Annotated in this window: 14 protein-coding genes; 9 read left to right on the forward strand and 5 right to left on the reverse strand. The window is 34.5% G+C overall.

Translation table 11 applies throughout. The annotated features are described in order from the left end of the window. Window positions 1–26: 26 nt before the first annotated feature. From B0A65_RS13670 to guaA, 4 genes are all read right to left on the reverse strand, one after another. Window positions 27–428, reverse strand: coding sequence for an OsmC family protein (locus B0A65_RS13670; protein WP_074656802.1), 402 nt, complete (start codon window positions 426–428; stop codon window positions 27–29). Then, window positions 428–2,506, reverse strand: coding sequence for a PBP1 and LysM peptidoglycan-binding domain-containing protein (locus B0A65_RS13675; RefSeq protein WP_074656800.1), 2,079 nt, complete (start codon window positions 2,504–2,506; stop codon window positions 428–430). Before B0A65_RS13675 ends, B0A65_RS13670 begins: the two co-directional genes overlap by 1 nt. Before the next feature lie 92 nt (window positions 2,507–2,598). After that, on the reverse strand, window positions 2,599–4,518 hold the full coding sequence (locus B0A65_RS13680; protein WP_074656798.1) for a LysM peptidoglycan-binding domain-containing protein: 1,920 nt from the start codon (window positions 4,516–4,518) through the stop codon (window positions 2,599–2,601). Between the two features lie 61 nt (window positions 4,519–4,579). After that, window positions 4,580–6,109: a glutamine-hydrolyzing GMP synthase gene (guaA, locus tag B0A65_RS13685; protein WP_026981989.1), complete on the reverse strand. Its 1,530-nt coding sequence runs from the start codon at window positions 6,107–6,109 to the stop codon at window positions 4,580–4,582. Window positions 6,110–6,345: 236 nt separating this feature from the next. Here guaA and B0A65_RS13690 point away from each other — a divergent pair, with 236 nt between their 5' ends. The 3 genes from B0A65_RS13690 (at window position 6,346) to B0A65_RS13700 (ending at window position 10,369) form a co-directional block, all read left to right on the forward strand. Beyond that, window positions 6,346–6,873 carry a hypothetical protein gene (locus B0A65_RS13690; RefSeq protein WP_074656795.1) on the forward strand — a complete coding sequence of 176 codons (528 nt, stop codon included), beginning with the start codon at window positions 6,346–6,348 and terminating at the stop codon, window positions 6,871–6,873. A 345-nt stretch (window positions 6,874–7,218) separates the two neighbouring features. Then, complete coding sequence (locus B0A65_RS13695; protein ID WP_074656793.1) at window positions 7,219–8,955, forward strand: thiamine pyrophosphate-dependent enzyme; 1,737 nt, start codon at window positions 7,219–7,221, stop codon at window positions 8,953–8,955. Window positions 8,956–9,106: 151 nt separating this feature from the next. Next, entirely contained in the window at window positions 9,107–10,369 is a 1,263-nt protein-coding gene (locus tag B0A65_RS13700) for an MFS transporter (RefSeq protein WP_074656791.1), read from the forward strand. Window positions 10,370–10,423: 54 nt separating this feature from the next. Here B0A65_RS13700 and B0A65_RS13705 read toward each other — a convergent pair whose 3' ends face one another. Beyond that, window positions 10,424–11,137 (reverse strand): hypothetical protein, encoded by a 714-nt coding sequence (locus B0A65_RS13705; protein WP_074656789.1) that lies wholly within the window; start codon window positions 11,135–11,137, stop codon window positions 10,424–10,426. Between the two features lie 324 nt (window positions 11,138–11,461). Here B0A65_RS13705 and B0A65_RS13710 point away from each other — a divergent pair, with 324 nt between their 5' ends. From B0A65_RS13710 to gldI, 6 genes are all read left to right on the forward strand, one after another. Further along, a complete protein-coding gene (locus tag B0A65_RS13710; RefSeq protein ID WP_074656787.1) occupies window positions 11,462–12,379 on the forward strand; it encodes a DnaJ C-terminal domain-containing protein in 918 nt (305 codons plus the stop codon). Then, window positions 12,372–12,677, forward strand: coding sequence for a chaperone modulator CbpM (locus tag B0A65_RS13715; RefSeq protein WP_083370357.1), 306 nt, complete (start codon window positions 12,372–12,374; stop codon window positions 12,675–12,677). The genes B0A65_RS13710 and B0A65_RS13715 overlap by 8 nt, the downstream gene beginning before the upstream one ends. A 165-nt stretch (window positions 12,678–12,842) precedes the next feature. Continuing rightward, window positions 12,843–13,226, forward strand: coding sequence for a RidA family protein (locus B0A65_RS13720; RefSeq protein ID WP_056186290.1), 384 nt, complete (start codon window positions 12,843–12,845; stop codon window positions 13,224–13,226). A gap of 106 nt (window positions 13,227–13,332) precedes the next feature. Then, window positions 13,333–14,568, forward strand: a complete 1,236-nt coding sequence (locus B0A65_RS13725) for a voltage-gated chloride channel family protein (RefSeq protein ID WP_074656781.1) — start codon at window positions 13,333–13,335, stop codon at window positions 14,566–14,568. A gap of 131 nt (window positions 14,569–14,699) precedes the next feature. Continuing rightward, window positions 14,700–15,704: a DHH family phosphoesterase gene (locus B0A65_RS13730; RefSeq protein WP_074656779.1), complete on the forward strand. Its 1,005-nt coding sequence runs from the start codon at window positions 14,700–14,702 to the stop codon at window positions 15,702–15,704. A gap of 6 nt (window positions 15,705–15,710) precedes the next feature. After that, window positions 15,711–16,412 carry a gliding motility-associated peptidyl-prolyl isomerase GldI gene (gldI, locus tag B0A65_RS13735; protein WP_074656776.1) on the forward strand — a complete coding sequence of 234 codons (702 nt, stop codon included), beginning with the start codon at window positions 15,711–15,713 and terminating at the stop codon, window positions 16,410–16,412. Window positions 16,413–16,427: the final 15 nt, after the last annotated feature.

The following is a 16,427-nucleotide window of genomic DNA, read 5'->3' on the forward strand; positions in this document are numbered from 1 at the left end:
TGGCTTTTTTACGCTATAAATTCAAATTACTTCCAGTTAAAAGTAATTCGTTTTTCAATTTCCGAACTTAAACTTAAAAATACAGGACAAGTCATTGCTGCACGTTCCAAAATTGTGCGGCTTTTTGTGTCCTCAACACCTTGCATATCAAAAACAATTTCAATTGCACCAATTCGTCTTGGCTCAGCATTCATAATTTTTGTTACTTCAGCGGTCGAACCTACGAAATCTGAGTTCAAATCGCGTGCTTTGATTCCCATAATAGTCATCATACAACTTGCTAAAGCATTGGCAACAGTATCGGTTGGAGAAAAAGCTTCTCCTTTTCCGTTATTATCTAGTGGTGCATCTGAAATGATTTCGCTTCCTGATTGCACATGAATTGATTGTGTTCTTAAATCACCTAAATAGGTTACTTTTGATGTCATTAGTTTGCTACTTTTAAAGTTAAATCTGAATCGTAATATAAAATGTACACCCCTTTGTTGGCGTGTCCTCCATCTTCTTTTTTGTAATATTGAAATTTATTGTCAACTTGTTCGGTTGTCATTAAATCTGCTGTTTCCTGATAGGTTTTCCCCTGAACCAAACGCATCATGGTATCAAAAGTAACATCAAATCCTCTTGTTGCGTACGTATTTGGATTTACCTTGTTTTTAAGGCGATATTCTTTTTCAAAAATCAAAACACCTTGTTCATCACTTTCACGTGTTACTGACGGATACATTAATTTCAGTTTAATCAGGTTTTCAAAACTAATTTCGTCCGTATCAAGTGTACTGTTTGGTTCTAAAATTACCAACTGTACCTGACAAGATTTTTGCGCATCAAGCAAGGCTTTTATAGTCGTTTTAACCATCGCCGTATTTCCGGTTTCCATCACCACATAATTCATTCGGTTTGGTAATAACAAGCTTTTTAAATTGGCAACATCTAAACCTCCGGTTTCGCTTAAAGCAGCAAATACAACCCCTTTTTGATTTTGTTTGATATAACTGATTACCGATTCTTTTTTCTTATCTACAACAGCTACAATATTTCCATTTTTAGCACGCATATAATCAAAAACAGCATTTTTTACCACATCATTTGTTGGTATAGACTGGTACAAATTATCGATTGGATTTGCCGTATCTTTTGACAATGGAGAAATTACCGGTACGTTATACAAACGTAATGAATTAGCTGTTGTTTCTGCATTAGTTTGATAAAAGGGCCCTATAACCGCGCTTGCATCCTGCAATTTATTCTGAGCAATTAAACCCGAAACATTTGATGCTGTTTTGGTTTCACCAGAATCATAAATAGAAACATCAATTGGCAATTTTAAAGTTTTAGCCGAATCGATTGCCATCATCGCACCTGAATAAAAATCAAGTGTCATGTTCAAAAATTTATCATTTTTAATACGATTTGCTGTGCTCGTTGTATCATTTTGCATTTTAGCTAAATTAAAAGGCAATAATAAAACCATTTTTTTACGGTCCGTTTGCCCTTTCTTTTTTGTCAGCTCAATCACTTCAGGATCTGCAGAAACCGTTTCCGATTTTACTTTTTCTAAAACTGAAATACCACCACTACCTGCATTAGCAATTGGTTTCTCAGCTGCCTTTTCAACTGGTACTGCTTGCGCAATAATAGGCGTTGGTGCTAAATATCCCGACGGTACTTTTAAAACCATTCCTTCTTTTACTCCTTCAGAAAGTGACGGATTCAACTCTGTCAATTCCTCCTGAGTAATATGAAACGTTCTTCCTAAACTATAAAAAGTCTCTTTAGGTTTTACCTGATATTCCATATAAGTAGTAACTTTTTTTGGAGCTTCGGCAGGTTTGGCAACATGAGCCACTGGTGCTGAATTTTCCGTTTTAGGCGCTGTTCCTTTTATAGTCAAACGGTATCCAACTGGTAAGTTAGACACAATTTCCGGATTGCGTTTTTCTAAATCGGCTATCGTAGTATTATATTCTTTCGCAATCGAAAATTTAGTTTCTTTTGCAACAACATCATGATAAACATATTTTTCCGCTCCTTTTTCTTTAGTTGCTTTTGCAACCGCTGAATTAGTTTTTGGAGCAGCTCCTTTTGCAGGAATTACTAATTTCTGACCAATCTGAACACCCGTTTTTTCAAGACCAGGATTTGCTGCCTTTAGCGCTTCGTCAGAAACACCAAATTTCTTTTCTAAGCTATAAAAAGTCTCTTTTGGCTGAACTTCATAAATTATTTCTTTTGAATTAGAAACTACGTTCGCTTTAGGTACTTCGGTTTTAGCAGCTCCATTTTTACTCACAGTAGTCGGGATTAATAAAACAGTGTTTGGTTTCACACCACTTCTGGCATCCGGATTTAATGCATAAATATCATAAGGTGTTACCTTAAATTTCAGGGCAATCTGATTAATAGTTTCTCCACTGGAAACGGTATATTTTACCACTTTTTCCTGCGAAAAGGCAGAACAAGTAACAAAAAATACTAGGGATAATAAGGCAAAATAATACTTCATAATATGGCTTAAACAATTTAATTTTTAATTCAAAAACAAGATACTAATTTTGTTCAAAGCAAGATTCAGGCCACTTGTTAATTTTTTTCCAATTATTCCCTAAGGTCAATTTCGGCCTTAGCAATAATGATGTCTTTATATAACTCATCTTCTTCTTTTTTCTTGCATTTATATAAAACTTCTTCCATATTTTGGTATCTGTCTGAGTAAACATAATACGAAAGACTGTTTATATTAAAGAAAAAACTAGCGTTAAAATCCCCAGAATCAATAAGTTTCATAATAAACTTATCTCTCGGTGTCGCATCTGTAAATATACCTAAAACTAAGTAATAGCCATTTGAAACTTCTTTAAGATTATCAAAAACTTCTACTTTTATTGTTTTATCGTTTTTAAGAGGATTTTCCTTTAATTCTCTCTTCATTTCTTCCAGAGAAATTGCTTTTGAAGCTTCATTAGAATCGGTTTTGTTTTGATTTTTTAAAGCATCATCCTGATATTTTTTCAATTTTATCAAAGCCAGCTTATCATCAAATTGTCGGGCTTCTATACTGTAATAATTCGCCATGCTGATATGACGTTTTACCTCAATTTTTTTCTGAGTATCTAAGGAATCAATTTTAGCAATTAAAAGCTGATTTTGTGCATCACCTTGTTCCTGTCCTATTTTATAATGTTTAATTTCTTCTAAAAAAAGACGTTTTTGCAATGAAGTGGATGGTTTAGTCTTTTCGCTTTCGCGGATTTTCTTCTTGTATTCCTGATTTTCTTCAACAGCAATTCGCTCCACTTTATTCATTAAACCGGCATATGCTTTTCTGTTTTCAGCCAATTCCTTTTTTAATTGAGAAGACAATTCACTTGTTTTCCCAATACTTTCATAGGATTGTTTTTCTAATCTTTTTGATTCATCAACATTCAAAACATCCATTCTTTTCAAATCAACCAAATCATTATTCATCGTATTAACTAACGAATCTAATTTGGCCATCAAAATATCCTGCACATTTTTATTAGCTTCTAAAACTAAACGCAGTTTTTCAACCGAATTTTCTTTAGAACCATTCATATCATTCAGATTGACTTTCAAATCATTAATCTTGATGATCTTTTGATTCATTTCTTTCTGAACAACAAGCCTGTCTTTTAAATCATCAATCTCAACTGTTTTAGCTTTTGTTTTTTCCACCACAACTTGTTTTTCGGCAAGAGCCAACATCAATTCTTCACTTTCGTTTGTGGCTTTAATTGCTGTAGTATTGATCGCTAATTTATTACCAACAACCAATCCGTTTACAATTTCAGGATTTTGAGATTCTAACTGATCGATAGAAATTCCATATTTTTTAGCAATCGAAAATTTAGTTTCTTTGGCTTCAACAACGTGAAAAATGGTTTCATTATTAATTACACGAACTCTTCCGTCTAATGTTTTTCTTTTGTTTGGAATCGCAATGGTCTGACCAATTTGCAATCCGTTTTGAAGTAATTCTTTATTCAAGGTTTCAAGATCCTGAACCGAAACATTGTATTGCCTGGCTATACTAAACAACGATTCTTTAGCAACTACCTGATGGCTTACTTTTGAAGAGGTTGCAATTTCAGTTTTTGGAAAATTTTCGCCGTTTTGCGGAATAACTAATTCCTGCCCCATTTGAAGTCCACTGGCCAGAATTTCAATATTGGCATTCTGAAGGGCATCAACGGTAACTTTGTATTGTTTTGAAATGCCGTAAAGTGTTTCTTTTGCAGCAACAACATGGGTAATTTGTTGCTTTTGATTTTGTTTTTCTGTAGAATGAACCGGAATTTTAAGAACTTGATTATCTTGGATTCCGCTTTGTGATTCAGGGTTGAGTTTGTAAATTTCATCAACAGAAACCTTGTATTTTTGGGCAATAAAATAGGCCGTTTCCCCTTTTTGAATTTTGTGTTCAATAATTGAATCTTGTGCAGTTATTTTGTTAAAAGACAAAATAAAGACAAGAGAAATCGTTAAAAGTTCTCTCATAAATAGTAGGTTTAAAAAATTAAGGCGTTACAAATGTAACGCCTTAATTTGAAAAATAGTACTATTCCCACTCAATTGTTGCAGGTGGTTTTGAACTTATATCGTAAACAACGCGATTCACGCCTTTTACCTTGTTTATAATGTCATTTGACACTTTCATCAAGAAGTCGTAAGGCAAATGAACCCAGTCAGCAGTCATACCATCTGTAGATTCAACAGCTCTAAGTGCTACTACTTTTTCGTAAGTACGCTCATCGCCCATCACACCAACAGAATTTACCGGAAGCAAGATTGCTCCAGCCTGCCAAACTTTATCGTATAATCCCCAAGATTTTAATCCGTCAATAAAAACAGCGTCAACATCTTGTAAAATCTGAACTTTCTCAGGAGTAATATCACCTAAAATTCTGATTGATAATCCTGGTCCCGGGAAAGGGTGTCTTCCTAACAATTCAGGATCTATTCCTAAAGTAGCACCAACTCTTCGAACTTCGTCTTTAAACAACATTCTAAGTGGTTCTACAATTTTTAATTTCATATAATCTGGCAATCCACCAACATTATGGTGCGATTTAATAGTTGCCGATGGCCCTTTTACAGAAACCGATTCGATAACGTCAGGATAAATAGTTCCTTGCGCCAGCCATTTTACATCTTCGATCAAATGTGATTCATCATCAAAAACTTCAATAAATACACGACCAATTGTTTTACGTTTGGTTTCAGGATCGCTGATTCCGGCTAATTCACCAAGAAAACGATCTCCTGCATCTACTCCTTTTACGTTCAATCCCATTCCTTTGTATTGATCTAATACATTTTGGAATTCGTTTTTACGAAGCAAGCCGTTATTTACGAAAATACAGTATAGGTTTTTACCAATTGCCTGGTGCAATAAAACTGCCGCTACAGTAGAATCTACTCCTCCGGATAATCCTAAAACTACTTTATCATTTCCTAATTTCTCTTTTAACTCTCCCACCATCTCTTCTACGAAAGCATTTGGTGTAAAGTTTTGAGGAACTTCAGCTATATCTACTAAAAAGTTTTTAAGCATTTTTGATCCATCAGTAGAATGGAAAACTTCCGGGTGATATTGAATAGCATAAGTAGTTTCGCCTTCAATTTTGTAAGCAGCATATTCTACGTCATGCGTGCTTGCTAATTTTACTGCATTTGTTGGCAAAGCTTTGATACTATCACTGTGGCTCATCCAAACCTGGCTGTTTTCTGAAACGTCGTTAAAGAAAACTTCATTCTCCTTAATATAAGATAAATTTGCTCTACCGTATTCTCTGGTGTTTGAAGCCGCTACTTCTCCTCCACTAAAGTGAGCTAAGTATTGTGCTCCGTAACAAACTGCCAACATAGGAAGCTTGCCTCGAATTTGAGATAAATCAGGATGTGGAGCATCTTCTGCACGAACAGAAAAAGGACTTCCTCCTAAAATTACGGCTTTATAAGGTGATAAATCACTAGGAAAGTGATTGTAAGGGAAAATTTCGCAGAATATATTTAATTCGCGAACTCTACGCGCAATAAGCTGAGTATATTGCGATCCGAAATCTAAAATAAGTACGTTGTGTTGCATGCGCAAAAATACTTTTTATATTCCAAAATGAAAAATCGGAACAATAAAAAAAATATTTTTTTTTTATTGTTCCGATTTTAGGTTCAAAGGTTCAGAGCAACAAAGGTTCAAAGGTTTTGAGAATTTTCAATTTTATTGGTTCTTTTCCTTGTTCCTTTGAATCTTTGTCCCTTTGAACCTAAACAACAAAAACCAACTCTCCTTAAACAACGTATTTAAGGAAAACCCATTTAAACATGAAATTAAAACTTATTGCCCTCTCTCTTTTTTTATCTTTATTTTTAACCTCTTGTGATGCTGTTGAGGACTTATTAACCTTTAATATTTCAAATGAAACAGCAATCAAAATAAAGAGTACTTCTCCTGTCAATTTGCCTACAGAAATTGTTATGCCTGATGTTACAACCAATTCATCAGCTGAATTTCAAAACAACAAAACAAAAGCAAGTCTGGTAAAAGATGTAAAATTGAGATCACTTCAATTATCAATCGCTGATCCTGCAGATAAAACTTTTACATTTTTAAAATCGATTCATTTATATATTTCGACTACAGATTCTAATGAAGTAGAATTGGCTTATCAGGACAATATTACGTCAACAACAAATAAGATTGATTTAATTTGTACCGATAAAAAACTAGATCAATACATAAAAGCCGACAAATATAAAATTAGAACTCAGGTTACATTAAAAGAAACGGTGACAAAAGATGTAACTGTAAAAGCTGAGATGAAGTTTAAGGTTACTGCAGATCCATTTTAGGCTAAGGTGCTAAGGTTCTAAGTTACTAAGACTCTAAGATTTCATTAAAGGTTCAGAGGGAAGTGAAGTTTAAAAACTTTCTTCCCTCTGAACCTTTACTATTTTATAAAAAACCTTAGCAACTCAGAACCTTATAATCTTAGTCTCTTCCTTAAAAAAAACTTTGCCACTTTGAACCTTTGTCACTTTGAACCTTCCTCAAACCAATTCTTTTTCCTAAATTTATAAAACCATACCAAATAGATTTTACAGCACACAAGTGTATTTAAAATTTAATCATTAAGAAAGTAAACCATAACCAATGTTTATACTAGTCTGAATATTAATTTTAAAAAAAACAAAGCAATGAGTAAAATAGTTGCAGAACAATTAGTAGAAATGTTGGTAGAAGCCGGAGTAAAACGCGTTTATGCAGTGACCGGCGATAGTTTAAATTATTTTAACGATGCTATCCGAAGAAATGGCAAAATAAAATGGATTCATGTGCGCCATGAAGAAGTGGGTGCCTATGCTGCCGCTGCGGAAGCCGAATTGGATGGTTTTGCAGTCTGTGCGGGAAGTTGCGGCCCGGGACATGTACATTTAATTAATGGCTTGTATGATGCGCATCGTTCGCACGTGCCATTGTTAGCTATTGCGTCTACAATCAATACTGGTGAAATGGGAATGGATTATTTTCAGGAAACCAATACAATTAAACTTTTTGATGATTGCAGTGTTTATAATCAGATGATTATGACAGCAGAGCAAGCACCCCGAATTATACAAACTGCCATACAACATGCTTTAGGTAAAAAGGGCGTTGCCGTTATTGGTTTGCCTGGAGATGTGTCAGAATTAAAAGCGGTTGAAAGCAATATATCAACTCAATATTTTCATTGTAATCCCGTAATTCGTCCTTCAGATAATGAATTACAGCAATTGGCAAAAGTCATAAATGAAAGCAAAAAAATAACAGTATATTGTGGTATTGGTGCAGAAAAAGCACACGATCAGGTAGTACAATTATCGCAACATATTAAAGCTCCTGTGGGATATTCTTTCCGCGGAAAAATGAGTATTCAACCGAATAATCCTAATGAAATAGGAATGACGGGTTTATTGGGTCAGCCATCGGCTTATCATAGCATGCACGAATCTGATTTGGTTTTATTATTAGGAACAGATTTTCCATATGATAAATTCATGCCGGGAAATAATAAAATTATTCAGATTGATACCAGTACCGAACGTTTAGGACGACGAGCCAATCTTTTTATGGGCTTATGTGGTGACGTAGCTGATACAATTGAAGCACTACTTCCATTATTGGAAACTAAAACTGATGATAGTTTTTTACAAGCGCAGCTTAAATTCTACGACACTGTAAAAGAAAACATGAATATTTACATCAATGATAATGGCGGTGAAGACACTATTCAACCGGAATATCTTGCGCATATTATTGATAAATTAGCTAATAAAGACGCCATTTTTACAGTCGATACCGGGATGTCCTGCGTTTGGGGAGCCCGTTTTATAAAAGGAACCGGAGAACGCAAAATGTTAGGTTCTTTTAACCACGGATCGATGGCCAATGCAATGCCAATGGCAATTGGAGCAGCGCTGGCACATCCGGAGAAGCAGGTTATCGCCATGTGCGGTGATGGTGGTTTATCAATGCTTCTAGGCGACCTGGCAACCATTCATCAATACAATATCCCAATTAAGATTATTGTTTTTAATAATCGTGCTTTGGGTATGGTAAAACTTGAAATGGAAGTAAATGGCCTGCCTGATAACGAAACAGATATGGTCAATCCAGACTTTGGTTTAATTGCCCAGGCAATGGGATTTCAGGGTGTTAATGTTCACAAACCTGAAGAAGTTGAAGCAGCAATTGAAAACGCTTTCCGCCATAATGGTCCGGTTTTACTCAACGTTTTTACAAATCCAAATGCACTTGCAATGCCACCAAAAGTAGACTGGCAACAAGTTACAGGTATGGCAAAATCCATGACAAGATTAATGCTTGGGGGCAAGATGGAAGAAGTTTTAGATACTATTAAATCTAACTACAAACATTTGAAAGAAGGCATTTAAAACAGATTTCAAAAAAAACAAACACAAATTGCACGAATTAGTACAAATTGTAATGGGTATATTACTTTGTTAAATCAATTTCATCAAATGAATTAGTGCTAATTCGTGCAATTCGTGTTCATAGAACTTTCAAACAAAAGAAAAACATTTTATGGACATCAATACTACTAAATCGTATACCAAATACTATGTCATAGCATGGGTATTTGGTTTGGTTTTCTATTTTTTAGATTATGTAATACGTTCTGCACCCGCAGTAATGTTTCCGGAACTTTCGCAAAATTTTTCTGTTAATGATATCAGATTAGTTGAAATTATTGGCATGTATTACTACACGTATTCGACCTGTAGCTTGATTGCCGGAATTGCTCTGGACAGGTACGGAGCCAAATATTCACTCTTTATTGGGGCACTGATTTTAGGAATTGGTTGTTTATTATTTCTAATTTCAAGTCAGTTTAGCGGCGTTACAGGACGCTTATTTCAGGGTGCCGGTTGTGCTTTTGCATTTCCGGGTTGTGTGTATCTTGCCAGTAAAGGTTTTTCGGCAAAATCACTCGCAACAGCAATAGGCTTTACCCAATGTATTGGAATGCTTGGCGGTTCGGCAGGACAATTTGTTGTAGGACCTTTAATTGAAAAAGGAATGAACATTAGTACTTTCTGGCTTTACGTTGGTATATTTACCATAATAGTTGCTTTTGGACTTTGGTTTATAACTCCGGCCAACCATACAGAACAAAAAACAGAATCTAGCCCAAAGAAACAAAGTTTGCTAGAGCCTTATAAAATTGTTTTCAGCAATCCTCAATCCTGGATGTGTGGTATTGTTTCAGGGTTATTATTTGCTCCAACCACTATATTTGCTATGACGTGGGCAGTTGACTTTTTTCAAAAAGATCGTGCTTTCGACTTTCATACTGCAACAATTTCCAGTGCCATGGTAGCTTTTGGATGGGTTTTTGGATGTCCGTTATTAGGATATATTACAGATAAAATCAACAAACGAAAACCAGTTTTAATAATAGGCGCCTTTTTGATGATTGCAAGTTTAGTGCAGTTATTATTTTTTCCAGAATTGCTTCCCACAAAAATAAGTATGTTTCTACTGGGTGTTGCTTCAGGAGCAGCCATGATTCCTTATTCTATTATTAAAGAAGCCAATCCGGATAATGTAAAAGGAAGTGCGACGGGAGCCATTAATTTTATAACATTTGGAGTAACAACACTTTTGAGTCCGTTATTTAGTCATTTATTTGGAAAAACGCTAAATGACACAACAGATAAAGCAGTCCATTTTCAACATGCAGGTTTGTTTTGGATTATCGGAATTTCGATAGCCATTTTAGTAAGTTTTCTGCTGAAAGAAACAGGCGAAGAAAAAGAACCGGGTACTGAAAAGAGTACTATATAAGTAGAAAATAAAAATTAGGTAAGATAGGATCAGAAAATAGTGATCTTATCTTATTTATTCTTTTGTAACAATAATCGAAGCTTTAAATCCTGCAGCAAGATTATCCCAATAATCATTGGTAACAAGTGCACCTTTATCATCATACACCTGAATTTCGGCAGTATTTCCTCCTAAAGAACCAATGTTTAATGCTTCAAAATCAAGTTTATTAAAACCGGCTACCAGATTAATTTTAATATCTTTAAAATTAGAATCTAAAAAAATCTGAGATTGTATCACCTGATCATTTGAAGAAACTTTTACTAAATCACCATCGATTGCACCAAAGTCACGCAACTTTACAATAAAATAAGCTGATTTGGTTCTGAAATCTCCCAAAGAAATATTTTTTTTAACCAAAGTTCCTCGTCCTTCTCTTAAACCTGCATCTTTTAGGGCTTTATCCAGATCTTTTTCCATTTTAGCTACATAACGATCGCCGGGATTGGCAAATTCAGTTTCGGTAGACATGGTAAATTTACTTTTTTGTTCTCCTACCTGAAATTTAGATTTAGTTGTAATAGTATTATTATCATAAACATTTGGAGTTTTTATACTAGGTACATCTGCTTTTGGAGCGGAAGGATCTAATGTTTCAGGCTGTGGGATTTTTTTTGGTTTTGCACTAAACTTTGGAGCAGGAATACTCTTGAATTTAGTTCCAAATTCGGTTTGGGCTGATACCGTTACAGCAGTAAAAAATAATATGAAAAATAAAATGTGCTTCATTGAAAAAGTTTTATCGAATCGGCTTTTATAATTTTATAAAATAATAGTATAGCAAAGCAAAAATAGCATAATTTAATTACCCGCTTTAACTTTAAGACTTTTATAACACTATATTAGGCTAAATTTTGGAAACAAAAAACCTGCCAAAAATCATTATACCTTTCAAATTAAATTCCAAATTTTAAAATTCCAAATTCCAAACTAATTAAACTAATATAATAACAATACGTTATTTTTTATTTAAAAAGAATTACATCATTTTGATAATTACCGACTTATTCCTAACTTCAAGACTTTAATTTAATTTTATTAAAAACATATAAAATGGATTATATCGATTACTATAAAATATTAGACATAACAAAATCAGCTACTGAAGCCGAAATCAAAAAAGCATATCGAAAGGCAGCCAGAAAATACCATCCTGATTTGAATCCGAATGACAAAGAGGCGGAGAAAAAATTCAAGGAAATCAATGAAGCTAACGAAGTTTTGAGTAATCCGGAGAATCGAAAAAAGTATGACAAATACGGAAAAGACTGGAAACAGGCAGACGAATTTGAAAAAGCAGGCTACGATCCCAATCAACAACAATATTCGAAGCAACAACAAAGCGGAAATCAAGATTTTTCTGGTTTTGGCGGAGATTTTTCCGGAAGTGATTTTTCTGAGTTCTTTAATTCGATGTATGGCGGAGGAAGAAGTTCAAGATCGCAATCTAAATATCGTGGACAGGATTTTAATGCCGAATTACAACTGGATTTAGCTTCGGCTTATACCACACACAAACAAAGTTTAACCGTAAATGGTAAAAATATCCGAATTACAATTCCGGCCGGAGTTGAAAACGGTCAGATTATAAAAATTCCCGGACATGGCGGACCTGGTGCAAATGGTGGACCAAGTGGCGATTTATTTATCACTTTTACGATAGAAAACAATTCAGACTTTAAGCGGGAAGGAAATAATTTGTATTCTGATATTGATCTTGATTTGTATACTGCTCTTTTAGGAGGCGAAGTTTTGGTAAATACTTTTGATGGAAAAGTAAAAGTGAAAGTTCCCGCCGAAACTCAAACCGGAACGAAGGTTAAATTGAAAGGAAAAGGATTTCCGGTGTACAAAAAAGAGAATCAGTTTGGGGATTTATTCATTACTTATAATGTCAAAACGCCAACCAAATTATCTCAAAAAGAGAAAGAATTATTTGAAGAATTAGCTAAACTAAGAAATCATGAGTAGTAAAAACTTAATCGAGATAAAACAATTTTGTGTGTATCATGAAATTGAAAATACCTTTATAACGGAGCTAAATAATTATGGTTTAGTTGAAATTATTATCCAGGAAGAAGACGAGTATTTACAGCAAGAACAATTGCCCGCTTTAGAAAAAATGATTCGTATGCATTATGACCTCAAAATAAATTTAGAGGGAATCGATGCTATTTATCATTTATTAAATAAAATTGAAGCTTTGCAGCAAAACTTAACAGCAACACAAAATAAACTTCGTCTTTTTGAACATTATGAAGTTGACTAAGTACTGTAAATTTGATCTTTAAATATCACAAAAAAGAATATTTTACAGATTGATTTCAAATAAATCTATACTCTTTTCAGTTACATATTTTATAAATTGCAACCGTATTAACTAACCAGAATTATTTTAAAAATTGATAAAAAATAATTCAAAAAATAAGAAGAAATGAAAAGAGAAAACATCTTGACAGGATCACCATGGGAAGACAAAATGGGATATTGCCGTGCAGTACGAATTGGTAATATTATTGAAGTTTCAGGCACTGTGGCTATTGTTGACGGCGATAAAGTAAAAGCCGATGATGCTTATGCTCAAACTTATAATATTTTAGAACGTGTTGAAAAAGTACTGGAAGATTTGAATGTTGGAATGAAAGATGTAATCAGAACAAGGATTTTCACTACTAATATTTCGACTTTTGAAGAAGTTGCCAGAGCACACTCTGCTTTCTTTAAAGACGTAAAACCTACAACCGGTTTTTATGAAATCAGCAAACTGGTTGCTCCTGAATATCTGGTTGAAATTGAATTTACAGCTGTTGTTCAGTAATATTTATTAGCCACGAATTCACGAATTAATATTGTAAAAAGATCAAAACAGATATTTTTTTCTAAATTCGTGAATTCGTGGCGAAAAACCTGCCCATCTTAAATTGATGATCTCTCAAAAACTAAACGAAATATCCCTAACTACTTTCAAATGGATTTTGATCTGTTTTTTGATAGGTATTTTATCTGGATCAGCTTCGGCATTTTTTTTAGTTTCACTGGAATGGGTTACGCAATTTAGAATTCACCACAACTGGATCGTGTGGCTTTTGCCTTTTGGGGGATTAATAGTCGGATTCACTTATTATTATTGGGGAGAATTTGTTGTAAAAGGCAATAATTTATTGCTCGAAGAATACGATAGTCCCAAGAAAGTTATTCCGTTTAAAATGGCTCCTTTGGTACTTTTAGGAACTTTAATCACACATTTGTTCGGAGGTTCTGCAGGTCGTGAAGGAACTGCTGTACAAATGGGAGGCGCCATCGCAGATCAATTCACCAAACTTTTCAACTTAGATAATTCCGAAAGAAAAATATTGATCGTACTCGGAATCAGTGCCGGATTTGCCTCTGTTTTCGGAACTCCTTTGGCAGGCGCTATTTTTGCTATAGAAGTTTTGTACTTCAGCAAAATTAATATCAAAAGCATTATTTTATCTTTTTTAGTGGCCTACGCAGCATACTTTACTGTCGAATTCTGGCAGGTAAAACATACCCATTATAGCATTCCCGATATTCCTGAAATCAATGTGCACAATATCGTATATACTGCTATTGTTGGTGTTTTATCCGGCTTTGCCGCTTTATTGTTCTCAAGAAGTACTCATTTTTGGGGTTCTCTTTTTTCTAAAAATATCAAATATCCTCCATTACGACCATTTGTTGGCGGAATTGTTTTAGCCATTGCAATTGCTGGTTTTGGCTTTACAAAATTCTCTGGTTTAGGTGTTCCTGTTATTGTAGAATCCTTCTCAAACCAAAGTCAATGGTATGATTTTTTGCTTAAAATAGTATTTACAAGTTTCACTTTGGGAGCTGGTTTTAAAGGCGGAGAAGTAACACCGTTGTTCTTTGTGGGAGCAACTTTAGGAAGTGCCCTATCAGCCATTATCCCAATGCCAATTGCACTTTTAGCCGGAATAGGATTTGTTGCGGTATTTTCGGGTGCGACCCACACTCCTATCGCCTGCACGATTATGGGAATGGAACTATTTGGAATTCAACCCGGAATTTTCATCGCAATCGCCTGTACCATTGCTTATTTTTCTTCAGGTTCTGTTGGAATTTATAAATCACAGATCGTAAAAGGCGCTAAGTATAAGTTATATCAGAAATGGCTTTAATGTAGTCGCAGTCACAGTTTTCGGTCGCAGTTAACGCTGAAAACTGTGACAGAAAACTGACAACTAATAAAAGTGTGTTAATCTCCAAAATGTTTTCAACATTACATTAAAAAAATGTAAATTCGCACACTATGAAAATACAAGATATTCAGGCAATACAATTGTTGCTTGCAACTCCAAAGAAAATTGCAATTATACCGCACAGAGGACCAGATGGCGATGCTATGGGTTCTACTTTAGCACTATACCATTTTTTACTAAAAAACAAGCATCAGCCAACGGTTATTGCTCCTAATGATTTTCCTGATTTTCTGGCCTGGCTTCCGGGTTCTGAAACAGTAAAAATATTTGAAAAAGATACTGAAAACTGTACCAAAATATTAGAAGAAGCAGAGTTGATTTTTACACTCGACTTTAATGCTTTTCATCGTACAGGCGAAATGGAACATACTTTAGTAAAACTAACTGCTCCTTTTATTATGATTGATCATCATCAAAAACCTGATGATTACGCTGCTTATACCTACTCTGATACCTCCTTTGGTTCAACTTGTGAAATGATTTATAATTTTATTTCTTTCCTAAACAAAAAAGAAGATTTAGATAAAACCATTGCAACTTGTATTTATACCGGAATTTTAACCGATTCAGGTTCGTTTCGTTTTCCTGGAACTACCGGAAACACACACAGAATTATTGCAGAATTGATTGATTTAGGTGTTGAAAATACTCAGATTCCTGTCTTATTATTTGATAATAGTTCGTACAGTCGTTTACAATTATTAGGGCGCGCTTTACAGAACATGAAAGTGTTTGAAGAACATAAAACATCCTACACTTCGCTTACTCAGGACGAACTTGACTCCTTTAATTATGTAAAAGGCGACACTGAAGGAATTGTAAATTACGGGCTAAGCATAAAAGGTATTGTTTTTACTGCTATTTTTATCGAAAATAAAGATGAGAAAATTATCAAAATTTCTTTCCGTTCACAAGGTGGATTTGATGTAAATCAGTTTGCAAGAGATCATTTTAATGGCGGAGGACATAGTAATGCTGCTGGTGGAAGATCTGATGTTTCGATGGAAGAAACCTTGAAAAAATTTGAAGATTTAGTAACTAAACTAAAAATATAACCTACTATGAACTACATAAAACTAAGCATTTACACGCTCCTTTTTGCTGTTTTATTGGTTAGCTGTAAACAACATGAAGATGCCAGAAGACCTATTTCAAGAGCTTCGGGATCTTTTATGAAAAAATCAGTTGATCGTAACAAGAAATTAATAGCAGACGAAGAAAATGTTATTAAGAAGATTATAAAAAGTAATCCGAAAGTAAAATACTACGCTACCCGAAAAGGGTATTGGCTTTCTTATGAAGAAAGAAATCTAAACGAAACGCAAACGCCCCGAAAAGGAGATATTGCTTATTTCAATTTAGAAATAAAAGATATCAAAGGCAATGTAATCTATTCAGAAGCAGATCTTGGCCCACAAACGTATCGTGTTGACAAACAAGAAATCATGATGGGATTGCGTGATGGTATCAAGTTAATGCGTAAAAATGAAACAGCAACTTTCTTGTTTCCATCTCATATTGCTTACGGATATCATGGTGATAACAAAAAAATTGGACCTAATGAGTCTTTAATTTGTACCGTTACATTGCGCAATTTTGTGCCGGATCCAAATGCTCCGCAAACAGCACCTCCACCAGCACAAGCTGCGGCAGGACAAACTGTTACTCCAACTGCAGCCGGACAAACTCCAAAACCTGCAACAGCAAAGCCTGCAACAGTAAAACCAGCAGTTCAGCCTAAAAAAGATACAATAAACCCATAAAACAACATTTTAAAA

This window comes from Flavobacterium frigidimaris, from assembly GCF_002217275.1.
GTDB lineage: Bacteria > Bacteroidota > Bacteroidia > Flavobacteriales > Flavobacteriaceae > Flavobacterium > Flavobacterium aquidurense.